Consider the following 23608-nt stretch of genomic DNA (forward strand, 5'->3'; position numbering starts at 1 on the left):
TAAATATCTATAGAATACAATCATAACAAAAAACCTTTATTTTTACCTTCGAGCCCTGGAACCTGTGACATCATGGTATGGTTCCCCGGCCGACAGGGTTTACCTGGAAGCGGGTAAGCCTCCCCCTTTGGAAGGGATCGATCATAGTGAAGAGGCGAATTTGGTAGGCCACCACTGAAAAAAGGTAACTTGTCCAGGCACAGACGGTTCATTTTTCAGCTACCCTGGAGGAAAATAAAGTTTGTACAATGAATAATATTTGAGACTGAAAAGGACGACATCACTTCAGAAGTCGTCTTTCTTTTTTATATTAATACGTAAGGGAGATTAGCTAAAGAAGCATAGCCCTTTTTGAAAAAAGTCTGAGAATTCGAACAGCTCACTGCCTGATTTTGAGAAAATAAAAATTTTATGTACCAAAAGGGTAATAATAACATATATTGAAACAAAATTATTAATTAACTATATGAGATATTTTGATATTTATTATTCAGTAGTTATGCAGTTTCAGGATAATAATCCCAATTCCATAACCTGGGTTCTAAAGATTGTGGCCACTTAGCATTTTGATTTACAGAACTTGCATGATTAACTAGGCCGCAAATGTAGGCAAAAGCTAGAAGCCACGCTGAAATACCGGAGTGTTTGCGTATTCCAGACTGGGAAAACAGCAGAGACAGGTCAAACAAATCCCAGATTGACTTGAGTACCGGAATTCCGGCACCTTGACCGTGATCCTTTTTCTCAAAAGTCGGTTTACACAGCTGCGTAAATTAAGAGAACTCCAATGGATTGATGTGGAAGTGCGGGACAATTTCCGACAGTATATCGTAATCCCTCACTACAGCAGTCGCATAATGGCCGTATTAAAGTAATTATGTGAGGAACGGTCAGTTGAATACCAGCGTTTTGCCTTTGTTACCTATCAACTGCTAACGGGAGAAGAAGCCAAACAGCGTCCCAGTTTTGCCATTCTGGAAACAGATAGGATGACCCAACAGTTTCTGGAAGAATTAAGAGTGTGGTCAACAATATGAAGTACCATATGGAGCAAGTGGCAGGTAAAGCCACCGTCCAGGAAGTGTTGGACCATCATTTTGACGAATATAAAGCTAAAATTGTGGATCGCAGCTATCAAACCGTATTATTGCTGTGGGCGATTACCGGTTCCAGGCTGTTGGAACTGGTCCGACTGGCCTCTCACTATAAACTTCTGGAGCCGTTGGATGGTGACGTCCGTTCGGACGAGTACCGGTTTCGCCTGTTTCATACCTTGTTGCACGCCATCGATGCCGATCAAATAGAGCAATTACACGAAAAAATCCTGCGCTATGAAGCAGGCAACGAAGGAGGGCTGTTTGATGAAGTGGTTGAAGAGGCTGCGGTTGATTAACTGGCATTATTTTCGTGACCAAAGCCCTGTCCTTTAAGCCCGTCCAAAATGTGCGTGACTTTGTCTATGATTACATACTGGACATACTGGCACCCCAGGAATTGCAGCTGGAGCTCTTGAAGCAGAACTTTGAGATTCACGAACGGTACCCTTTTAACCGTCCTCAAGGATGCCATCCCTTACATCGGGGCCGGGGCCATTGTGCGCCAACTGGAAATCAAAAGGCAGCAACTGGCAGACATAGAGGAGGAAATCAGGTTACAACAGGCGCAACAGGAAGAACTGTCAGGTTGGGCCGGACGGCTGGCAGACAAGACCACCCGCTACCAAAATATGGCCGGGCAGTTGTCTTTACCGTTTACCATCCGGGAACTGGAACTGACGCTAGAAGATTTCCTGGCGGAACTGGCCCGCCTGGACCTAACTGAATTGGAACAACTCAAGCAGGAGTATGAATACTGGCAGGGGCGTCAGAAAGAACTGGAGAAGCAGGTGAGACAAACCGGCGTAAAGAAAGCTCTGGTTGGAGAAGAACTAACCCGCCGCTCCGGAGAGCTTGACTTGCAGTCAACCAGGGTGGGGGAAGCGGAGCAAAGCTGGGGCATGCCCTTTGGTGAGGAGTATGCGGCAAACTTAACTAGGCTATTAGAAGATAAAAAGTATAAAGACTGGTATCCTGTTCTGGAAGCTATGTTGAGACATAGAAAAAGATTGTAACAGGAAAGTTATGAATTTGACACTTTTTAGGAAAATGAGTGAGGACAGTACCCCGGCGCCTGATTACTGGACTAAGTCTGAGGAGAGAAATATAATAAATTAAAGACCTTTAAGGGGTGAGCTTATGGCAGTGGTTTTATCGGACAGGATTTACACTGTTGAAGACTATATGAAGTTGGATGACGGTCAACGATACGAATTAATCGGGGGAAATTTGATTATGGTACCATCGCCAAGCACTAATCATCAGCGAATTACCGGGAAAATCTACAGGCTGCTCTCTGATTTTGCGGAAAAAAAGCAACTTGGGGAAGTTTTTGATGCGCCTATGGATGTTGTGTTAGACAATCAGGTAATTCAACCAGATATTTTTTATATTTCAAAGGATCGGTCTTCAATTATTGGGGAGCTAAACATCCAGGGGGCACCGGATCTGGTGGTTGAGGTATTGTCCCCGTCTACTGCCGCCTATGATAGAAAGAAAAAAAGCCGGTTATATTTTAAACACGGGGTCAAGGAATACTGGCTGGTAGACCCGGATGTCAAGTTTGTTGATGTTTATGTGGCAGGTGAAAAGGAATGGCTTTGGATAGGTGCCTTTGATCAAGAGGATGTTTTAACCACAGCACTTTTACCGGGTTTGGAAATAAGCCTGGCAGAAGTTTTTAAGGGATTGAAATAATGTAAAGGATTGGCACATTCTTAGCTGATGAAAGATACCATTAAGAACTACTAAGAACTACTAAGAACTACTAAGAACTACGAACTACCGCTAACCTCACAAAGATCATAGCAGACGGTCAAGGATGCCCGGTCTTAGAACTGTAAAGAGGAACAACCCCCGATGCCCGGCTGGTTCGAAGTTAACATAAAGTTTTTGCGTTGTCTGGCCATTGCCGCCGCCCCCCCTCGGTAGTTCTCTACATAGTTTCCGCTAAAGCCAGCGGGTTTTCCTCTCTGTTGATAGATACTACCGGGGTGTCCGCTTATATTGTAACAGGTTATACTTAATATAACAATTATTCATATATCATGGGGCAAAGGCTTCTACTGCGGCTGGTAGGCTGTCAAGGCAGTTGGCGGTCTTGGGGCGTCGCGATAGCAGCCCCATGACCGCCGTCCCTCGGACAGCCACTAACCTTTGGGTTGGCAGATGCAGAGGCAGGAGGGCTGGCGTGGAATCTGCTGCGAAGCGAATGCAGATTCCATGACAGCCCGTCCGTTCCCGGGGACAGGCACCAGGCTAAGCACGGGTTAACATAATATGTTGTCTATTGGAGCTCGACCCCAGAGGAATACCCTTTAGCGATGTACCATTGCTACACATCATCTGGGGTCGCATTAATGTAAAAGCCCCAGGTAATAACCCAGGGCAATAACTATCAAAGGAAAAGGAGCCATCCCTGACCCACCCTGGATGATCTGACAGCAGAACAGGTACAAACTGCTGCTACAGTTATCATCGAAAAGAATATCTTCAGCAACCCCCTGGGTCTAGTGGCACTGAAAGATGCCAGAATCATGGATAATACTGTAAACGACCTGATCTAACCTCTGGATCAGGCAGAAGGGCAGGGGGCGTCAGCTCCCTGCCCGTATACAAGGCGCCACCTGGCAGCCTGCCGTCCCTATCTGTGAACAGCGACATACAAAGCAACGGTTGCAGGTCTTAGCGATGCTGAAGGCAGCCAAACAAAGAGGCCGCGAATTGAGCTGAGCACACGCCGTAAAAGGCACCCGGGCTGCCACGACCCACTGGCTCCCATAACAAAGTAACCCTGCGGAGCGAATTGATGGCCTCCAATGTTTGGCCTGAAGCGAGCCAGTAGACCTGCCCTGCGGCGTCAGAGCTGGAACAGAAAGGGCGTGCAGGCTAACAAAACCTACGCAAGGACAGGGATTGAAAGGTGGACGAAGCTCCCGCCCCACTACATAAACCGCCACCATGAACAGCGTACAAAACCAGACGGATCGGCACCCGCTGGGCACCCCCGATGAAATGTCCCAAATGCCACTCAGCGCCGACCCCAGACGGGAGCCAGGGTGCTAAAGGAACCCATCTTTGTTAGCTAATAAGCTACAACAACCTGGATGTTACCTTTGATAGCTAATACCCTTGCAGCACTCTGGCGAGGTACCCGTAAAGACCCAGACGAGAGCACGGTAGGAAGAACCTGGAAGAAAGCACAATCTCCCTGGCTGATCAACCAGCGAACATATGTACCAAACGCCTTGGCAGTGCAAGGTACCCGATGACCCGGACGGAAGCATCCATGGGCCGGTGGCACTGACATTAAACCCTGTAAAGTGGCCCACACCTATGGATCAACCGTAACCTGCACCGGCTCATGGATGCGCAGGTGATCGCAAGACCCCGGCGGAAACCAGGGGCTGGTGCAGAACATCATCTTTGCCAGCTAATGAATGAACCGACAGCAACACCGTCCTGGCAAGCAATAGCCCTGGCCAGCCGTTGGTGCGGTACCCGAAAAGACCCCGAAGGAATGCCTGGATGTACCGGCAGCATGGGTTCAAGCCAAAACCTGCATATTAAACCCAAAAGGAATCTCCACAACAACCAGGCCTGGCGCAGCGAATCCTTGACCGCCTGCACAATGCAAATGCAGACACCGGGTTAGCATAAAGCCAGTAAGAATCATATCCATCAGCCACAGAAAACCTGGCAGACGAGTCAAGGACGACAGGCCGGCGGGCAGGTGCAGCAGGTGCAGGTAGAAACAATCCTGAAGCCCTTTTCTCTTATTAGAAGTTAACATAATATACATTATCGGAACCAATATAAATGGTGCTGAATCATAAATGTGCCGAATCTAAAACCATCTGAAACTGCTTAAAAATATAAACTGCTTAAAAACTAAAACTACTTTTTTGACAGGTTATATACTTCCTTACCTTCTGCTTTTCACAAGCATTTCGCAAAAGAGATCAGGTAAATACGGGCTGGAAAAACAGCAACAACTGCCCGGAACAATATCTGCGTGAAACACGGCAAACTCTTACTTCTTTATTACACTGGTACCCGGCTGGCTGGGCATGAAATCCATTGAAGTACACGTTTCAATGGCTGAGGTGGCCAAGAGTGTGCTGATTTACCTAGGTATACCCTTTGTTGGTGGTATGTTGACCAGGGCCTTGCTGATTCCCCGTAAGGGTAAAGAATGGTATGAAAAGGAATTTGTGCCCCGCATCAGCCCTTTAGCGCTGATTGCCCTGCTATTTACCATCGTCATCATGTTCTCCTTGAAGGGCAAATACATTGTTGAACTACCGATGGATGTGGTGCGAATCGCCATCCCGCTGTTGATTTACTTTACCGTCATGTTCTTCTTGTCCTTCTTCATGAGCAAGCTAAGCTGCATCAATTATAGCCAAAGCACCACCCTGGCCTTTACCGCTGCCAGCAACAACTTTGAGCTGGCCATTGCAGTGGCTGTGGCCATATTTGGTATCAAATCTGGAGCCGCTTTCGCAGCAGTTATCGGCCCCCTCATTGAAGTACCTGTGATGATTGCCCTAGTGAATGTAGCCTTGGGCATTAAGAAAAAATACTTTACCACAAGTGGTGCGGTGAAATAATAACTCCCTGAAAAGAAAAACAGTAAACCCGGAAAGGAACACTCCCCTGTTCTCTTCCGGGTTTTCATTTCGTTAGCCCTGGTAATCACAGATTGCACTGCACTTACATCAGGTTCCGGCAGGGTTTTTTACCAATCCATAGAGTAAATTGAGGTTATTGACGATTTTTTACCCCAGGCAGGTTCCCTTCTGCCGGTAACACCCTATCCCAGTATGCCTTTAATTTTCCTGTCAGTCGAAAAAAGCCAGCCATAAAACATACCTGAATCAAAGGTTTAACAGCAATAATCATCACTGTTAGCGGGGAAAAGAACAACACCGCCAAGGCCAGTGCTATGGAGATATTTTTACCACTGACACCATAAGTCAAAGCCACCATATCGGGGTAGTTTAATTTGGCCAGTCGGGCATAGAGCACTGAACTGCTAAAAAGAAGCAGATAAAAGATAACCAGCGGCACGCTGATGGTCAATATATACCGGGGGTTTTGTATGAGGTTAACGGCTTCCGCACACATGGATATGAAAAAGACCATGTACATCCCCAGGGCTGAGATCCCTGGGAAAACCGGTTTCAGTTCAGCAAACCGCTGGTACCCTATACGCTTGACTAGCCAAATCCGGGTTAGGTTGCCCAGAATGAGCGGCCCCACAATAGTTATCAGGATGGTCTTAAGCATTTGCAAAGCATCCACCGGCACATATTTTCCAGCCAGTACCAGCATCCAGGCGGGGATTAAGAAAATCCCTGCCAGTAAACTCATCACGGTTATCACCAGAGTCATGGGAGCATTACCTTTGGCCATACCGGTCCAGGCCACAATCATACCTGCGCAGGGAACCACCCCGGTGAGGATGAGACCCACCGCAAAATCAGGATAACTTCCTAGAAAAGTTTTAGCCAGGAAAGCTGCTAACAAAGGAGATACCAAATAGTTAAAGAGCATCACCACTGTCATAAAACCCAACCGCTTTGCCGCCCCGGTTACTTCTCCAAGCTTAATCCCTACCATCATCGGGTAAAGCATAACAAACAATGAAAAGGGATACAGTACTTGCAGTTGATGGCCCAAATTTGGAAAGACCGATCCCACTATAAGTCCTAACACCACAGCCAGCATCAATAGTTTAATCATGTGTGTGCTTATTTATAAATTTAAAGATATTCATTAACTCAACTCCCTAAAACGACATTTTCTTGTATATGGCGGATTTTTTCATAAAAAAATAGTAGGCGCGAACCTACTATCAGGTATTATCTAATTAAATGAAGATTGAATCTTTAGCAACTAACCAATAACGCTGTAAAGTAAGTAAAAACCCAGGGCTATCAGGCCACCCCACTAATTTTCTGTATCACCCGGCTAAAGCCATCAAACTTGGAAGCATTTTTCAGTACAGAGGTACAGGTGCCGGCAGCCAGCAGCGGGATGCTGCGGCCCATCGCATAGGTAAACAGTAAAGAAAAGCCGTACCACATGCTGCCTTTGGCAGCAGCGTAGGCCAGTACTGTGGCTGTAATGGGGGTGGTACAGGGGGACGCGATGATGGCAAAGGGGATACCCAGTAAAAAAACCTTACGACAGTTCAATAAAGTACTTTTAACAAACAACAAAAACAAAAACCAGGATGTTTTCACCCTGGCTTATATATTTTAGGCTTTACCGGTTCTGATCATCTGCGCAAATTCAGAGGGTAAACCAACTTCTTCAATCTCCCTGGCTGTTTGTTCAAAGTCATAGGGAACCTGGATGAATTCAACAGTCAAATTCCTTTCCGCAACATCAAGGATGGCATAAGTCACATTGGGATTGCCATGCTTGGGCTTGCCGGCACTGCCCACATTAATGATATGGCCTTTTGCCAGGGTTTTATGGAAGGGTAAATGGGTATGCCCGCAGATTAAGACATCGCAGTTATTTTCAGCCAGAAGTTCATTTAAGTATTCATCCGGTATATTTTCAAACAGATATTCGTTGAGCTGTCTGGGACTGCCGTGAACAATCAGGAACCGGAACCCTTCCTCGGTAAACGCTACCCGTTGTGGCAATTCCCTGAGCCATGCCTTATTTTCTTCGGAAGTATGTTCCTTGGTCCAAAGTACTGATCTTTCACCCAGTTTTAAGGCCTTTTCATCTTTGTAGTCACAGCCGCAAATGAGTCTCATATTGCCAATGGCATCATCATAATTGCCCATGACAGTGGGGATAGCTTTCCGGCGGAGCAATGCAATGACCTCATTGGGTCGTGGACCGTAGCCTACCAGGTCCCCGGCACAATAGATTCGGCTAATTTCTCTTTTTTCAATATCTTGCAAAGCTGCTTCTAAACCTAAAAGATTGCTGTGAACATCCGCAAAGACTGCTATTTTCATAATCAGCATCTACCTCCTAGCTCATTTTACAACATAAAGCAAAACTTTTCGTAAACCCAATGTAAAAAAAAATTAAAAATTTAACTCTCCTTGACTCCAAATCATTAACAACTTATCTTATTTTTACCCCTTAAAGCTTCGGCAATCACCGATTGCACTGCTGGACGACATCAAGTACCAGCCGGGTTTTTTATCAGACACTCTTTACCACTATTAGCCCCAGTATGTTCCTGAATGTCTCTGAGGTTATGGCAGCAGTTTTTTATCCTCACATGGTCAATAATATCTTTAGTGGAGACGTTCTTACAATAACAGACCGGGACAGTTGGGTCGGTTTCCTTAAACCAAACCTTCACCTTTACATCGTCTTTATAAAATATTTCCCGCCCAAAATATACTACCGGGCAGTTTTGATTAAGGCACATGCTGTATCCTTCCAGAAGATGAGGTAAGCGGTCCTCCTTGATAAGACTTTGTAGAGTTTCATGTCTCATAGGCTTACTTCCGCTTCCGCAGACAGGGCAGAGAACAGCGCCCGCCTCCAGAGGGGTTCCCCCACAAACAACAGTCATGATTTTGCCTCCTACTACTCGTTAATTATACGTTTATACGTTTTCTGTAAAATCAATTAAATATTTTTCACCAGCATAGTTGGGATTATGGTCTTGATTATTAAGCCTTTTACCTTAATAATTTTGCATCACTGTATTAAAATACCTTTAGTGGTTGAACAAACCATCTTTTTGGAGTAAAGTAAAGTAAATAACTTATGTTAATTGGCAGTGTGCCATTCCTTCTTCATATTCTTTAATTTTTCTTCAAAAGAATTTTAAATCCTGTTTTGTACCTATTTAGTTAAGATTAAAGTATCCGAAAATATTCATAAGTATTACTTTAACTACCTTCGTCCTAAGTAGGTTGCAACTGAGACATTTTAGGGAGGTTTGCCAATGAAAGAAAAAAATGAACGAAAAACTGCCAGCTTAAACCCTGGGACAGATACCTCGTCGCCCTCCCCCAATAATAACAACGAAGGTGTAGCTTGGGTTACCGGTGGTAAGATTTATGTACAGGATCCTGAAGAAGGCGGTCGGAAAGCCACCATTATAACTTGTCCGGAAGTTCAAATACTGGTGAACGGTAATCCTGTCTCCGGTATTTCGGAGATTTCCCAAAAAGATCGGATCGAAGCCATACCCTTTAGTCATAACGACCCGGGTTTTGTGAAAGTTCACATTTCCCCGGATAAAATGTCGGCCTTTCTGGAAATAAAAAACGAATACCGCAATACATACGAATTAATTGATTGTGCCCCTTCCCCCAACCTTGTTTTAAAGGCCAGGCACAAAAAAGAAGTCATTTTTAATGAGACCCGGGACTCATTGGTAAATCTTTTAAACAAACACAAAGTATCCTATGGCATCGATTTAAGCGCCATTGACAGTATCGTAAAAGATTCAAAGGATGGTATGATTCTGGTCGCCCGGGGACTTCCCCCCGGTCAATCAACCGATGATATGGTTGAACTTCTGTTTGAACATAACGCCGGCACTCCCCAGGAAGATATCAAGGGTACAATCGATTTTAAAGAACTGGGTACTATACCATCCGTATCCGTGGGCGATACTTTAGCCAGAAAGATGCCTGGTCAAGAAGGCTCTCCTGGCATTACTGTTACCAATCAGCTTTACAAAGCCAAAGAACCCAAAAGAATTAGTTTGCTTGCCGGACCCGGCGTTGAAATTGTTGAGGACGGATTAAGGGTTATTGCCACCAGCGAGGGACAACCCAAGGTGCAAAAGTCAAGTAACAACTGGTTTTTTTCCATAGAACCCGTGCTAACAATACCTGGTGACGTAAATGTCAAAACAGGCAACATTCGTTTCAAAGGCGATGTTATCATCATGGGTTCCGTGGACAATGATATGAGTGTCAGCGCTACCGGCAATATTACGGTGCAAAACATTATTACCAAATGTAAGATAACGGCCGGCGGAGACGTAACCATTAAAGGCAATATTGTGAATGCCGAAGTGGTTAGCGGTGGTTTTATTGTACTATGCAATACATTAAAACCCTTACTCCATGATTTGTTAAGAAACCTTGAGGACCTGTTCATTTCTGCCAATTTGATGATTGAAAAGCTTCCTCCGAATACCAAAGTAATCTTTGGCAATGTTCTGGTTCTTCTCATTGAGAAGAAATTCATTAATTTAAACAGTTTACTGGATAAGATAAGCAAAAAGATCAAGGTACTGGATTTAAAGCTCCTTGGCAATTACGAGCATATCCTGCAAAAAACAATTAACCGGCTAAGTGGCATAAATATTCTTCAATATCAGACTGCTGATGAATTTCAAAAAACCCTGCAAGATCTCAGCAATTTCTTTTATTATGTGGACAGCCTGGTGGACAAGCGAAGTGTGGTGAGTATTAAAGTGGCCTTGAACTCCGTAATTAAGAGTTCCGGAGATGTTACGGTAAGCCAGGGTTGTTTCAATACCCATATTGTTGCCGACGGAAATGTTAAAGTTGGCGGGATTGTCCGCGGGGGCATCATTCAAGCCGCGGATGATGTGTATATTAAAGAAATCGGCTCTCAAATGGGAACAAAATCTCTTGTCATGGTGGCCAAAGACAAGAAGATAAAAATCGACCATGCCTTCGAAGGAGTCTCCGTACAGGTAGGAAAAGTGAGCAGGACTTTGGAGAAAGAGATGGTCAAGATTGTAGTTAGCCTGGATGATGAAGGCCACCTGCAAATAAGAAATTATTAAAGCCACCCTCAGGTGGCTTTATCATTTGCTTTTTTTCCTTTGTCAGTTGTCAGTGATCCTCCTCTTCGGATTGACCAAAGAAATAATACAGTACGAAAATACTTGCAACCAGCGGTATCAAAACCAGGGTGTTTTCATAACTGTAACAATGAACGATGCAATAAAACAGCACAAAAAGCAAGAGACAAGGAGAAACTTTCGACAGATAGGCCAGAAACTCTTTTACTGTGGGATTGCCCGTTGTTTTCATTCCCACACCCTCGTTTCTCAGGCAAAATATGCTTGTGAATATTGTAGCATAATTAGGCCGTGAAACAAGGGGGAGACAGTGTAATGACAAAATATTTGACAAAATCCCTTGTCTTTTAGTAAATATTTTTATTTAATGATTAACAGTGAAGTAGTTAGCCCCTTTAGTATTTTTTCTTTAACCTTACTGGATGTGTTGCCGGGTGATTTGGGTTTGGTTCCCAGTATTAACAGATCATAGTTCCCTGTGTTCAATTCCTGGCTAATTTCCTTTGAGGGATTCCCCTGCCTCAACTTCCATTCAAATTGGATGCCGGCGCTTGCAGAGAGTTCCCTAAATTTATTATAAATGTCCTTTTGTCTTTCATCAGCCATATGATAAATATATTGAATAAATTGCTCCTTGGTGATGGCGCTTGCCAGTTGATCCACATAACCATAATGGGTTAATCCTGTTTCTGACACATGCAGCACCGTAACATGCGGTTTTGTTAACATAACCAGTTCCGCGATTTTTGTTAAAAAACCTTCATCTTCTTCCCCGTGTACAGCCGCCAAAATATTTTTATACATGCATACCTCTCCTATTATTCTGCCCCGATATAGTATGGCAGGGTAAGGACTCTGTTAGTCCCTACCCTGCCATGAAAATCAAAACTTTTTTGGTGTTTCTTACGCTAAAACCTTGGACAGTATCAATAACAGTAAGCCCAAACCTATAACCATATAATCCTGCTTTCTAACCTTACGGTCAGCTGCCCTTTGATCTTCTGTTGCACAACTGTTTTTTTCGGTCATGAACAGGCACCTCCTACATTCATCGTAATGAACCTGCTATTATAAAGGAAGGATGAATTTTACAACTACCAGGGCAAAGGCTGCCTTAATAAATCCTACAATAAAGCCCAGTACGATACCGTCTTTACCGGCAGCTTTCATGTCGGAGAACTTGGTGGTTAAACCGATGCTGGCAAAACCTAAGGTAAATGCCCAGGTCATAAAGGTGTTGGCCATCTTGACTTCTTCTTTGCTGAACAGACCGGCGGTGTTTGCCAGCACGGCGATCAGGAATGCAATGATAAAAACAGGGAATTTGTCCATCACAAACTGGGTCTTGTTGATCTCACCGGCAGACTTGCTGTCGTTCTTAAGAACCAGCATTACAACATACAGTACAACAAAGGGCAACAGCACCACACGACCCATGTTATAAATACCGGCCATCAAACCGGCTTCATCACCATATGCCATACCGGCAGCCAGAACCTGAGCGGAGTTAACAATACCAACGCCCACCCAAGCGCCAAACTGGTTTTGGGTTAAGCCAAATAAGTGGCCTAAGGCCGGGAAGGTAAACAGAGCTAAAAGACCAAAGATCAAAATGGTAGCAATGGTGTAACACATTTCCTGCCCCTTTGCTTTTACAGCAGGGCCGGTGGCTACGGTAGCGGAAACACCGCAGACCGCAAAACCGGAAGCCAAACAACCGGCTAGGGAGTCCGTCATTTCATAGCGCTTGCGGAGCCAGAACATTAAGGCCACAGTACCGAACAGTGTCACAGCAATAAAAATCATACTGGTGGTACCTACTTTTACCAGAGAAGCCAGGGTATATTTGGTACCCATCACGACGATACCGGTCTTCGTTAAAATGGTGGAATATTTAAGACCAGGTTCTAATACAGAAGGTACACCTACAGTATTACGAATCAGCATACCAAAAATAATAGCTAATAAAACATAGTTCAGGTGAGCAATCTCATAAACCTTTTTAAAGTTGCCCTTAATGTATCCTTCCGCCCAGGTTGCGGCGATAGCTACCAATACAACAAGAATAAGTCCAGGGATCGCTTTGGCAATTTGAGTACTCAAGCTTTGACTCTGAGCTTGGCTAATTTGAGTTTGTGCCAAGTTAACACACCTCCATGCTGATGGTTAATTTTAGGTTTCAATGACATAAGTAGGGATTATATTATACCTGTTTTTTGTCCCCTACCCCCTTTCAACAAAACTTTAAAATTATTAGTACACCGAAACCATTGGTTCCGTAGTATACACTTGATTGTTTGTGTTGTTTTGGACATTCCTGATTAAGAATAATCGATCTTTAAACATTCCGGTAAGATATAAGTTGTCATTGCAGTTGATGTCAATTGTTTCATTAAACTTTGGTCCAACATATTTTTTAAAACTACATTTGATAATCTCGTTTTTATGGTTTGTTATTTCAATGTCCCCTTCTATGCAACCCAAATCTCCATCGTATGTTTTTTTCCAGGATACTTTGTTTACAGTACCAGTTACGCTATCTGCCTCAGGAACGCGCGATCCCCTTAACAAAGTGTTGATTCTATTTACATTTAACATCAATTTAGGAAGCAAAATGATTACCAGCGGTGTCATACAAATAAGGAGTATAAAAATCCATCCATACCATTTCACAAGCTTTTCTTTTTTTCTGCGGGAGACATGAATGTGAATTTTATCCACAACATTACCTCCTCCATTGCATTGACCTTTATATTGTTACAATTGTTACTTTTGTTACTTTCTGAACTGCAAAATGTTTTTGTTAATTGGTTGATCTTAATGAGATCTTAATATTTTTGGTAGGCACGGTCAATAAAATGCAGGCGGATTGGCATTTAGGAATCATGCAAATGACACATTTGTGTCATTTGCATGATTCTTTTTTTGTCGTAATCATTACTTATTAATTGTCTTGTATATGACTTTTTTAAACAAGGAGGAAGCATTGGACAAAAATGAATTTATTTAAGAGGAATTTACTATATATCGTCAAAATATTATAATTTATACACTACACATAATCATTTTTAATTTAAAAACCAAATCTTTCACGGCATGGTGACAATATGTCATTTAACAAAAAACTTACAAAGCTGGCTTTAATATTATTTATTATTGTTTGTGTATGTTCTGTTTTGCTCTTTCAAAACTTTTTAACCACCTACCAGCAAATTGGTAGGATCGAGGATTACCAGGAGCAATTAACTGACTTTAAAGAATTATCCAGTAATATTGACGCCATGACTTCCAGCCTGCAGGATTATATCTTATTATCAGATGCGCAGTATCTGGATCGCTTCTATAGATACAGCGCTATGATCATAAAAAAACAGACTGACCTTTATGATTCTGACAACCTCCCAAGGAACCAGAACATACACGATTTAATTGAATTAAGCAAAACTTATTTGTCCTTTGCCTCCCTGGAAGTAATCCCTACCATACAAAGCAATAACTATTCACAAAAAGAAATGCAGGATTTTTATTTGCGGAACCAGGACTTTACCAGGCAAATGAATGTAAAACTAAGAAATTTAAGTGAAACCTATGACAAGGAATTAGATAATTATTTTCAATCCACCCTGGCAAATATAAACAGGAAAATAATTTTGTTACTGGTCCTTTTGTTCGTGTCACTGCTGCTCTTACCCTATGTTTTATACCTTTTGTTAAAACCTTTTCTGACCAAATGCATATATACCGGTGAATTGGCTGAATACACGGACAGCGCCTTTATGTTTGTTGACAGTTCCGGTAATGTTAAATATGTCAACAAATCCGCCCGGGATTTGTTCGGTTTACTCCCGGAGGCGGTGTTAGATAAAAACATTGAACATTTCCCGGAACTGTTCCCCCGTTTGCAGAATATTACTCAACCGTTATTGCATGCTTTGTTAACTCAAAAGGAACTGTTAAGAACCAGAGTCAATTTTAATAATGACGGGCGTACCATTGATTTGACCGTGGACTATGTTCCTCTTTTCCTGTTGAATAAATTAGTGGGAGCCATGATGATTGCCAGGTTGGCCAATGAACAAAAAGACAAGTCACTTTTATTAGACACCCTGGAAAAAGAAAGAAAAAGAATCTCCATTGAGATTCATGACTGGATCGCCAGGTATATGTCAACCATCATCCATTCACTGGATTATAACCTCCGGTTGCATAAAAACGGTCACTTAAAAGGTGACGAATTACTGCAAAATTTAAGGGATCTGCGCAACCACTGTCAAAATGCCGCCATTGAAATGCGGGGTATCATGAATGACATCCACCCTTATTTAATCGACAAAGTGGGCCTTATTTCGGCGCTGGAATCCTACATTCAAACCTATGAAAAGTTAAATAAAATTAAAGTGTATATCTTTTACCAGGACAGGGCTTTACGAGTTAAAAAGAAGGATGAAATCATCATTTACCGAATCATTCAAGAAGCCCTCAGCAATATTGTCAAACATGCCAAAGCCACGGAAGTAGATATTAATTTTACCAAACAACAAGATACCCTGAAGATAGAAATTATGGATAACGGGGGAGCTGAGGGGGATTTTCTGGTAGGCAAAGGATTATGGGGCATGAAGGAACGGGCCGCTCTCATTGGCGGAGATATTGTTTTTGGGTATTGTGAAACAGGTTTTTGTGTTACCTTGACTGTCCCGATACAACCAGGAGGCCAAGAAGATGGAGAAAATCAAGATCATGTTGATTGAGGATCATAACGTCTTTCGGGAGGGCTTAAAAAAGCTTCTTGAACTGGAAGACAGCATGCAAGTGGTGGCGGAGGCCGGATCTTGTGAGGAGGCTCTGGCAAAGCTATCCGGGGATATCGATGTGATTCTGCTGGACATCGGTCTTCCGGATGGGGACGGCCTGGAACTGGCCGGTAAAATAAAGCAAAAATACCCTCATATTAAGCATGTGGCCCTTACCACCTATGACGATCCGATTTTCATAAAAAAAGCCATGGAATGCGGTGTTAAGGGCTTTGTTCCCAAATATGCTTTCTTTGATGAAATTAAGTCCGCTGTTTTAATGACTTATAAGGGTGGCTCCTATCTTTACCCCGGCCTGAATACCGATAGTCTGCTGAATCTTTCCGATACGGGATTAATGGAAAAAGAAATACAAATCCTACAACTGCTCGCCCGTGGAAAAAATCAAAAGGAAATTGCCGCCGATCTTTATATAAGTCTCTCTACCTTTAGAAGGAGATTAAAGGATATTTTTGCCAAACTGAATGTTCACTCTGTGGAAGAAGCTCTTACCGCCGCAGTAAAGAGGGGTATCATAAAATAAGCTTTAAACCCGGAGGATACAAATGAAACAATCCCCCCCATTTAAAAGCATCTTTCCTACTTTCGTAACAATCTTTTTTATTAGCATTTTTATTTTGTTTGGTATTATGGAATTCCGTCATACCAAGAATATCATCAGTAGGTATGAGACCGGAATCATGCAAATCGCTGTTAATAAAACAAACACCTTTCATGAAGATCTAAAGACCGTAACCATAAATATTGCAAAAAGAGTTGAGAACAAACAGAGCAACCAACAATTATTGAACCAATTTATTTTTTTTGATTCCCGGATAACGAATCTATATATCGTGAAGGCAGACGGGACGATACAAAATACCACCTCCCAATACGGTCAGGATCAATTCATCATTGAATTGGCAAAACAAACTGAACGCCTAAAAAGTTACGAAGTTCTGGTCTCCGGTTTGCACCTGGATCCTTCATCCAGGCATGAAGTAATCACCATGATCGTCCCCATAAAAAACAAAAGAACATTGTTAGCGGTTAACTTCCGGCTTGATCAGTTTCAAAATGAAATTATTCAAGATTTTATGAACCAAAACTACCGAGTTGCTGTTTTTGATTCTTCCGGTAATCCTGTGATCTGGCCCTTTGAGAAGGTAAAGGCAAATGTTTTTGATCCTCAGCAAGAGACTTTTTACTATGACAATAAGAGATATACTATCGTAGCCTCAGATGCAGGTGACAGTCTCTGGAGATTGTATTTTTTCTTTGAAACCAATAATTTTGAATTGTACAGGGCCATAACGGTTTTATTATTGGTATTTGCCCTTTATATCTGTCTTTACGAGTTGCTGGTTGAATTTTGGGGAGTTAATACTGCAAAGACATACTTTGAAAATATCGACTTTGCCATCTTTAATCAGATTCACGAGGGAGTTATCATCGCCAACAATTCAGGCCGTATCATTTTCGCCAATGAAGCGGCCCATCATATGTTTGCCGATCGAAAAAACACGTTAAGAAATATTAAGTTAAAAGAACTCTTCGGCAATACAGATGATTTTCAAAGAGAAAATGAAGGATCTACCACCTTAACGCTGAAATTCAGAGATAAACTGCTTAAAGCAATTCATTCTCCCATCATCAAGAACAATAAAATACTAGGTTCATTGACGGTCATCAGGACCGATGTCAAGGAAGATAATATTTATCATCAAATCCTGGACAAATTAATAGATGCCCTGCCCCAGGGAATCATTTTTGTCAACAAGGATCATGAAATTTCCCTGGCAAATTTAATGGCCAAGTGTTACCTTAAAAATTTAATCCCTGGTACCAGCATCGAGGTCATTGACCGTAAATTGGCTGCCTTTATTTATAACAATATTGATTCCAGGGCAACAAAAAGGCTGGAACTCTCCGGCGGCCTTACCTGTGAGGTAACCCCGGTCTATGATGACGACGGAATCTATACGGGAACACTGGTTGTAATACAAAATGATATCATCCTCACATGCAGTTCTTTAAAATAAAAACTACCCTTACCGTTAAATAAGAGAAACGGTAAGGGTAGTTTTTTTACTGGTGAACGATTAAAACAATAATAACGATAAACAGCGCCAGTGAAAGTGCGACGTAATCTTCCATCCTCTCAGTGGCAAAGAGCGTATACATCCTGGGTTCATAATCATCCGGTTTGGTTGGTTTTCTTTCTTTTGGCACTTCATCACCCCGACATTTTTATGGATTTTCAGAAATAAAAAGCATCACAACGATCAGCGCCAGCACGGCTTTCATCAACGCGGCCGCCGATCCTACTGCCAAAGGCTTACCCCCCGCTTTTCGTAACTCCGAGAAAGAGATCTGCATGCCAAGCCCCGTTAAACCGATGGCAAAAAACCAGTTATACAGTTTCCGTATAGTGATAAGCTCCGGTGATGGAGGCGAGTTTTGTCCCAGCAGTCCGAATGAAGTAAGAAAAACCATAATTAAAAAACCAAGGACAAAGACGGGAAACTTACTCCATAAACCGGTGTGTATATTAATATGGTCATCCGGCAGCCGGGCGGAACGGCTGCTGAGGGCTGCCAGCGCCAACACAACAAAGGGCAAAAACAAAACCCTGGCCAGATTATAGATCTCGCCGGTTTTCAAGCTAACCGAGGCATGGTTGGCTGTCCCGGGGTCATAGATGAGACAAACCGCCAGAACTTGTCCCGAACTGAGGATCCCTGTTCCTGACCATACACCGAACTGATGCGGGCTCAGGTTTAAGAAATTGCCAATCACTGGAAACAAAAAAATAGAAACCACCCCAAAGGACAGAACGGTGGCAATGGAGAAAACCACATCAGTGGTTTTGGCCCTGACGGCCGGCGCTGTGGCGACAATGGCCGAAACCCCGCACACAGCAGTCCCGGCTGCCAGCACGGCGGCAGAGGCCGGGTCCATGCCTGTTTTTTTACCCAGCCACAGGGTGAAAACCAGTGTCATTATAACAAAGGAAAGAACCAGGATGATTGCCGTTACACCCAGCTGTGCTACTTCCACAAAGCTGTACAATGACCCCAGAAGGATCACTCCCAGTTTGATAAACAGCCGGGAAGTGGAGACACCTGCTAAGATCCAATCGGGAAGCGTAAATAAATTTCCGATCAGCATACCGATGATGATAGACAAGAGTATGTAATTTAAGCGCAGGATATCAATAAGTATTTTTTGAGTGATGGGATTTGAGCGAAAATATGCCTCTAAACCGGGCCAGGGAATTCCTATGTCTTGCCCCCCCATGGTAAAAACGGCTATAGCAAACATTAAAAGAATGCCCGGAACGATTTTTAACACATTTTTGTTTTGATGCATTTGCACCTCTCCTAGGCTTCTGTTATAATTTGACTTTCTTATATTATAACAACAAATTAAGAATTATCGACATATTTTGATATAAAATCAACAGGCTTACGGACTTTGCCGTAAGCCTGTTGATCATTCACTACTGCCGGTATTCTCTGAAAACTTATAACCCACACCACGGACGGTCTTAATATATGTGGGATTGGCGGGGTTTGGTTCAATCTTTTGGCGTACATACCGGATATGAACGTCTACCGTTCTGGTATCCACATTAAAGTCAAATCCCCAAACCCTGTCCAGCAACTGCTCCCTGGTAAAGACTTTACCGGGGTGAGACATTAAGATCTTTAACAACTTAAATTCTTTGGGCGTAAAGCTGACAGGCTGTCCCTCAACCTCCACCTGAAACTTTTCTGTATCCAGGACGATGCCGCCGGATCTCAGCTCCCGGCCGGTCATAAGGGCCGGTTTTTCATGTTTGACCCGACGCAGGGCAGCTTTAACCCTGGCCGACAGTTCCCTGGGACTGAAGGGTTTTGCAATATAGTCATCGGCCCCCATCTCCAACCCCACCACCCTGTCCAGAGTATCTCCCCGGGCAGAAACCATCAGTATTGGCATCATGGAAGTGGCCGGGTCACTGCGCAGCCTTCTGCATATTTCTAAACCGTCGGGTTCAGGCAGCATGACATCCAGGATTACTAAATCCGGCAGTTCCATCTTCGCTAAACGCAACCCTTCTTCCCCACCGGTGGTGGTCATCACCAGGTGTCCGTCCTTTTCCAGGTTAAATTTTATTAACTCCAAAATATTGGTTTCGTCGTCCACAACAAGTATTTTCGCCAACACGATCCCCTGCTCTGTTTTTATTTTTAATTAAATTGTATAGGGGATTTGTTAAAGTTTACTGAACACTTAGTTAAGAATTGGTTAAACAAGAAAGCGTCTTTGATATTTTATACCTTAACCCTGGTCATCCATAGGGCCGGGTATTATTTCATAAAGTGCAAAATAGTTAGGACAGGCCTAACTATTTTACATCATTCAATCTTAACCTAACTTGGCAATATTGTTTCTTACGGAATTAATGGATTTCTTGAGGGCAGTCATTTCTTCATCATTTAAATCCAATTCAATGACCTTCTCCACCCCGTTGCCACCGATGATGGCAGGAACACCCGCAAATACGTCGGTTTCGCCATATTCGCCCTGCAGGTAGGCGGAGACGGGTAAAATACGCTTTTTATCCTTCAAGATACATTCAGCCATTTGCATGACGGATGCACTGGGCGCATAATAGGCGCTGCCGGTCTTGAGATAGTTGACGATTTCAGCGCCGCCCTTTCTGGCTCTTTCAACCATGGACTCCAAACGGTCCCTGGGAATCAGCTTTTCTACCGGAATGCCGCCAACATAGGTGTAGCGAACCATCGGTACCATGTCGTCACCGTGCCCGCCCAGCACAAAGGAAGTCACATCTTCAAAGGAAACATTCAGTTCCCTGGCAATAAAGGTGCGGAAACGGGCGGAATCCAGCACCCCTGACAGGCCAAATACACGGTTAGGGGTAAAACCGCTGGTCTTATAAGCAATGTACGTACTGACATCAACCGGGTTGGTAACCACCAGTATGTAAGCATTTGGGGAATACTTTACAATTTGCTCGGTAACGCTGCGTACAATGCCTGCATTGATGTTTAAGAGATCATCCCGGCTCATCCCCGGCTTGCGGGCCATGCCGGCAGTTATCACCACAACGTCGGACTCAGCGGTATCCTCATAATCATTGGTACCGATAATAATGCTGTCATATCCTTCCACCGGCGCTGCCTGCATCAGATCCAGGGCTTTCCCCTGGGGAATACCCTCTGCCACGTCAATGAGAACGATATCCCCCAACTCTTTGGCAGCAGCCCAGTGGGCACAGGTGGCTCCCACATTCCCGGCCCCGACAATGGTAATTTTCTTTCTTTTCATCCTATCAGTTCCTCCCATATTGATTAATTATCACATATCAAGACAGTGACATCCACACGCCGTGAGATTAGGACGTTTTATTAACGGCCTAACCATCTTTTAATCCCATGTATGGTGGTGTCTCTGTTTAATTGGGCGATGGACTTGGTTAAGGGAATTTGCTTGGGACATACCTTGACACAGTTTTGGGCATTGCCGCAATCGGTAATGCCGCCCACTCCCATGATGGCATCCAGTCGCTCTTCCTGGTTCATGGCCCCGGTGGGGTGGGAATTAAATAATTTCACCTGGGCCAGGGGCGCCGGCCCCATAAACTTACTTTTATTATTAACGTTGGGACAAGCTTCCATACAGCAGCCGCAGGTCATACAGCGGGAGATGGGATAACACTCTTCCTGAACCTTTTGAGCCATCCGGGGACCGGGCCCCAGGTCATAGGTACCGTCAATGGGAATCCATGCTTTAACCTTTTTCAGGTTTTCAAACATGACCGTCCGGTCCACCATCAAATCGCGGATCACCGGAAACTTGCTCAGGGGTTCCAGAACGATAGGCTGTTCCAGTTGATCCACCAGAGCAGAGCAGGCCTGCCGGGCCTTGCCGTTAATCACCATGGTACAGGCGCCGCATACTTCTTCCAGGCAATTGCATTCCCAGACCACCGGCGTGGTGGCCTCCCCTTTGGCATTGACCGGGTTTCTTTGGATCTCCATCAAAAGAGAAATCACATTCATCTTATCTTTATAGGGGATCTTAAACTCTTCCCAATAGGCGGGCTTGCGGGGGTCCGTCTGCCGCTTAATCTTTAAAGAAACATACCGATCGCTCACTTGCCCACCGCCTCCTTATCAACATCATAACGCCGGGGACGAGGAGGAATTAATGATGTATCCACCTCTTCATAACTTAATGCGGGGCCGTCGGGAGTAAACCTGGCCTTGGTGGTCTTTAACCAGTTGACATCGTCACGTTCGGGAAACTCGGGCTTATAATGGGCCCCCCTGCTCTCATTGCGGGCCAGGGCACCCAGGGTGATGACCCTGGCCAGCTGCAGCATATGCCACAGGTGACGGGTAAAGGCAGCCTCCTGGTTGGCCCAGACCCCTTTATCGGCCAGTTTAATCCTGTGCCACCTCTGGATCAGTTCTTGAATCTTGTCATCTGTTTCCTGGAGTTTCTTGTTATAACGGACCACCGTGACATTTTCGGTCATCCAGTTGCCTAGCTCCTGGTGTAGTTTATATACATTCTCGCTGCCGTCCATTTGATAAATTTGCTGCATAAAGGATTGCTGTCGCTTGACTTCCCTATCAAAAATCGATTGGGGCAAATCCTGGCAGCTCTTATTTAACGATTTACTGTAGTTGACGGCATTGGGCCCGGTGATCATACCGCCGTAAAGGGCCGACAGCAGTGAGTTGGCGCCCAAGCGGTTGGCTCCATGGTACTGGTACTCACACTCCCCACAGGCAAACAAGCCTGGGATGTTTGTCATTTGGCCGTAATCCACCCACAGGCCGCCCATGGAATAATGAACCGCCGGAAAGATCCTCATGGGAACCTTGCGCGGGTCGTCTCCCACAAACCTTTCATATATCTCCAGAATTCCCGCCAGCTTTTTATCCAGGATGTCTCTGTCAATATGAGAGACATCCAGGTACACCATATTCTGGCCGTCAATGCCCAGTTTCAATTCATAACAAACCTTGTAAATAGCCCGGGTGGCGATATCCCTGGGAACCAGGTTGCCGTAGGCCGGGTACCACTCCTCCAGAAAATACCAGGGCTTGCCGTCCTTGTATGTCCAAATCCGCCCCCCTTCGCCCCTGGCCGACTCGCTCATGAGCCGGAGCTTGTCATCCCCGGGAATAGCCGTGGGGTGAATTTGGATCATTTCTCCGTTGGCATAATACACACCCTGCTGATACACAGCGCTGGCTGCAGCGCCGGTGTTAATGGTGGAGTTAGTACTCTTGCCAAAGATAACCCCACAACCGCCGGTGGCCAGGATGACGGCGTCGGCTGCAAAGGACTGGATTTCCATGGACTTCAGGTTCTGGGCCACAATGCCGCGGCAGACCTGGTTGTCATCCAGGACCACCGATAAGAAGTCCCAGCCCTCATATTTCTCTACCAGACCTGCCACTTCCCAGCGTCGGACCTGTTCATCCAGGGCATAGAGCAATTGCTGCCCGGTGGTGGCCCCGGCAAAGGCGGTCCGGTGGTGTTTGCTGCCGCCAAAACGGCGGAAGTCCAACAGCCCCTCCGGGGTACGGTTAAACATGACCCCCATCCGGTCCATCAAATTAATAATGGCCGGGGCCGCCTGGCACATATCCAGCACCTGGCGCTGGTTGGCCAGAAAATCCCCGCCGTAAATGGTGTCATCAAAGTGGATCAGCGGGGAGTCGCCCTCCCCCTTGGTGTTTACAGCCCCGTTAATCCCCCCCTGGGCACAGACCGAATGGGACCTTTTCACTGGCACCAGGGAAAAGACTTGAACCTTTACACCCATTTCGGCAACTTTCAGGGTTGCCATCAGACCTGCCAGGCCGCCGCCCACAACGATTATCTTGCTTTGCATAGCTTAACCTCCCGGA

The 23608-nt window shown here is 44.5% G+C and carries 25 protein-coding genes, 1 pseudogene and 1 riboswitch; of the genes and pseudogenes, 11 read left to right on the top strand and 15 right to left on the bottom strand.

Going from position 1 to position 23608, the window contains the following annotated elements; translation table 11 throughout:
* Positions 1-34: 34 nt before the first annotated feature.
* A riboswitch (molybdenum cofactor riboswitch) is annotated at positions 35-156 on the top strand.
* A gap of 647 nt (positions 157-803) precedes the next feature.
* The 7 genes and pseudogenes from BUB67_RS17115 to BUB67_RS01710 all read left to right on the top strand — a co-directional run.
* Positions 804-875, top strand: a complete 72-nt coding sequence (locus tag BUB67_RS17115) for a hypothetical protein (RefSeq protein ID WP_274377215.1) — start codon at positions 804-806, stop codon at positions 873-875.
* Positions 876-1033: 158 nt separating this feature from the next.
* A complete protein-coding gene (locus BUB67_RS17120) occupies positions 1034-1393 on the top strand; it encodes a hypothetical protein (protein WP_200798103.1) in 360 nt (119 codons plus the stop codon).
* A gap of 129 nt (positions 1394-1522) precedes the next feature.
* Positions 1523-2110, top strand: coding sequence for a hypothetical protein (locus tag BUB67_RS01690; RefSeq protein ID WP_073234691.1), 588 nt, complete (start codon positions 1523-1525; stop codon positions 2108-2110).
* A gap of 124 nt (positions 2111-2234) precedes the next feature.
* On the top strand, positions 2235-2792 hold the full coding sequence (locus BUB67_RS01695) for a Uma2 family endonuclease (RefSeq protein WP_073234693.1): 558 nt from the start codon (positions 2235-2237) through the stop codon (positions 2790-2792).
* 740 nt (positions 2793-3532) lie between these two features.
* Entirely contained in the window at positions 3533-3661 is a 129-nt protein-coding gene (locus tag BUB67_RS17380; RefSeq protein ID WP_416358850.1) for a DUF2922 family protein, read from the top strand.
* 809 nt (positions 3662-4470) lie between these two features.
* The gene (locus BUB67_RS01705; RefSeq protein ID WP_143156979.1) at positions 4471-4749 is read left to right on the top strand and encodes a hypothetical protein; all 279 of its coding nucleotides are present in this window, start codon (positions 4471-4473) and stop codon (positions 4747-4749) included.
* Between the two features lie 376 nt (positions 4750-5125).
* Positions 5126-5707: pseudogene (locus BUB67_RS01710) on the top strand (arsenic resistance protein); the annotation flags it as partial.
* Positions 5708-5861: 154 nt separating this feature from the next.
* On the opposite strand, the gene BUB67_RS01715 reads toward BUB67_RS01710, so the two are convergent.
* The 4 genes from BUB67_RS01715 to BUB67_RS01730 form a co-directional block, all read right to left on the bottom strand.
* Complete coding sequence (locus BUB67_RS01715; RefSeq protein ID WP_073234700.1) at positions 5862-6842, bottom strand: arsenic resistance protein; 981 nt, start codon at positions 6840-6842, stop codon at positions 5862-5864.
* 194 nt (positions 6843-7036) lie between these two features.
* A complete protein-coding gene (locus BUB67_RS01720; RefSeq protein ID WP_159431798.1) occupies positions 7037-7297 on the bottom strand; it encodes a cytochrome c biogenesis CcdA family protein in 261 nt (86 codons plus the stop codon).
* Between the two features lie 63 nt (positions 7298-7360).
* On the bottom strand, positions 7361-8080 hold the full coding sequence (locus BUB67_RS01725; protein ID WP_073235077.1) for a metallophosphoesterase family protein: 720 nt from the start codon (positions 8078-8080) through the stop codon (positions 7361-7363).
* A 104-nt stretch (positions 8081-8184) separates the two neighbouring features.
* Positions 8185-8652: a (2Fe-2S)-binding protein gene (locus tag BUB67_RS01730; protein ID WP_274377211.1), complete on the bottom strand. Its 468-nt coding sequence runs from the start codon at positions 8650-8652 to the stop codon at positions 8185-8187.
* Between the two features lie 378 nt (positions 8653-9030).
* On the opposite strand from BUB67_RS01730, the gene BUB67_RS01735 reads away from it, so the two are divergent.
* Entirely contained in the window at positions 9031-10857 is a 1827-nt protein-coding gene (locus BUB67_RS01735) for a FapA family protein (protein WP_073234712.1), read from the top strand.
* A 49-nt stretch (positions 10858-10906) separates the two neighbouring features.
* Here BUB67_RS01735 and BUB67_RS16700 read toward each other — a convergent pair whose 3' ends face one another.
* The 5 genes from BUB67_RS16700 to BUB67_RS01755 all read right to left on the bottom strand — a co-directional run bounded on the left by BUB67_RS16700 (position 10907) and on the right by BUB67_RS01755 (position 13596).
* The gene (locus BUB67_RS16700) at positions 10907-11107 is read right to left on the bottom strand and encodes a hypothetical protein (RefSeq protein WP_073234717.1); all 201 of its coding nucleotides are present in this window, start codon (positions 11105-11107) and stop codon (positions 10907-10909) included.
* Between the two features lie 128 nt (positions 11108-11235).
* Positions 11236-11679: a universal stress protein gene (locus BUB67_RS01745; RefSeq protein WP_073234720.1), complete on the bottom strand. Its 444-nt coding sequence runs from the start codon at positions 11677-11679 to the stop codon at positions 11236-11238.
* 99 nt (positions 11680-11778) lie between these two features.
* A complete protein-coding gene (locus BUB67_RS17125) occupies positions 11779-11904 on the bottom strand; it encodes a hypothetical protein (protein ID WP_274377212.1) in 126 nt (41 codons plus the stop codon).
* Positions 11905-11943: 39 nt separating this feature from the next.
* Positions 11944-13017, bottom strand: a complete 1074-nt coding sequence (locus BUB67_RS01750) for a YeiH family protein (protein WP_073234723.1) — start codon at positions 13015-13017, stop codon at positions 11944-11946.
* Between the two features lie 111 nt (positions 13018-13128).
* A complete protein-coding gene (locus tag BUB67_RS01755; RefSeq protein ID WP_073234726.1) occupies positions 13129-13596 on the bottom strand; it encodes a hypothetical protein in 468 nt (155 codons plus the stop codon).
* A gap of 386 nt (positions 13597-13982) precedes the next feature.
* Here BUB67_RS01755 and BUB67_RS01760 point away from each other — a divergent pair, with 386 nt between their 5' ends.
* The 3 genes from BUB67_RS01760 to BUB67_RS01770 all read left to right on the top strand — a co-directional run bounded on the left by BUB67_RS01760 (position 13983) and on the right by BUB67_RS01770 (position 17710).
* Positions 13983-15626, top strand: a complete 1644-nt coding sequence (locus tag BUB67_RS01760; protein WP_073234729.1) for a PAS domain S-box protein — start codon at positions 13983-13985, stop codon at positions 15624-15626.
* Entirely contained in the window at positions 15598-16212 is a 615-nt protein-coding gene (locus BUB67_RS01765; protein WP_073234732.1) for a response regulator transcription factor, read from the top strand. Before BUB67_RS01760 ends, BUB67_RS01765 begins: the two co-directional genes overlap by 29 nt.
* 157 nt (positions 16213-16369) lie before the next feature.
* The gene (locus BUB67_RS01770; RefSeq protein ID WP_238456908.1) at positions 16370-17710 is read left to right on the top strand and encodes a PAS domain-containing protein; all 1341 of its coding nucleotides are present in this window, start codon (positions 16370-16372) and stop codon (positions 17708-17710) included.
* Positions 17711-17756: 46 nt separating this feature from the next.
* Here the strand turns inward: BUB67_RS01770 and BUB67_RS16310 are convergent, their stop codons facing one another.
* From BUB67_RS16310 to sdhA, 6 genes are all read right to left on the bottom strand, one after another.
* Positions 17757-17900 carry a hypothetical protein gene (locus tag BUB67_RS16310; RefSeq protein ID WP_159431799.1) on the bottom strand — a complete coding sequence of 48 codons (144 nt, stop codon included), beginning with the start codon at positions 17898-17900 and terminating at the stop codon, positions 17757-17759.
* Positions 17901-17918: 18 nt separating this feature from the next.
* Positions 17919-19040 carry a YeiH family protein gene (locus tag BUB67_RS01775; protein ID WP_073234739.1) on the bottom strand — a complete coding sequence of 374 codons (1122 nt, stop codon included), beginning with the start codon at positions 19038-19040 and terminating at the stop codon, positions 17919-17921.
* A 123-nt stretch (positions 19041-19163) separates the two neighbouring features.
* Entirely contained in the window at positions 19164-19877 is a 714-nt protein-coding gene (locus tag BUB67_RS01780; RefSeq protein ID WP_073234742.1) for a winged helix-turn-helix domain-containing protein, read from the bottom strand.
* A gap of 204 nt (positions 19878-20081) precedes the next feature.
* Complete coding sequence (gene mdh / locus BUB67_RS01785; RefSeq protein ID WP_073234744.1) at positions 20082-21008, bottom strand: malate dehydrogenase; 927 nt, start codon at positions 21006-21008, stop codon at positions 20082-20084.
* Between the two features lie 80 nt (positions 21009-21088).
* Entirely contained in the window at positions 21089-21838 is a 750-nt protein-coding gene (gene sdhB / locus BUB67_RS01790) for a succinate dehydrogenase iron-sulfur subunit (RefSeq protein ID WP_073234747.1), read from the bottom strand.
* Complete coding sequence (gene sdhA / locus BUB67_RS01795; protein ID WP_073234750.1) at positions 21835-23592, bottom strand: succinate dehydrogenase flavoprotein subunit; 1758 nt, start codon at positions 23590-23592, stop codon at positions 21835-21837. Before sdhA ends, sdhB begins: the two co-directional genes overlap by 4 nt.
* Positions 23593-23608 lie beyond the last annotated feature (16 nt).

This window comes from Desulforamulus putei DSM 12395 (assembly GCF_900129195.1).
In the GTDB taxonomy this organism is placed as follows: domain Bacteria; phylum Bacillota; class Desulfotomaculia; order Desulfotomaculales; family Desulfotomaculaceae; genus Desulfotomaculum; species Desulfotomaculum putei.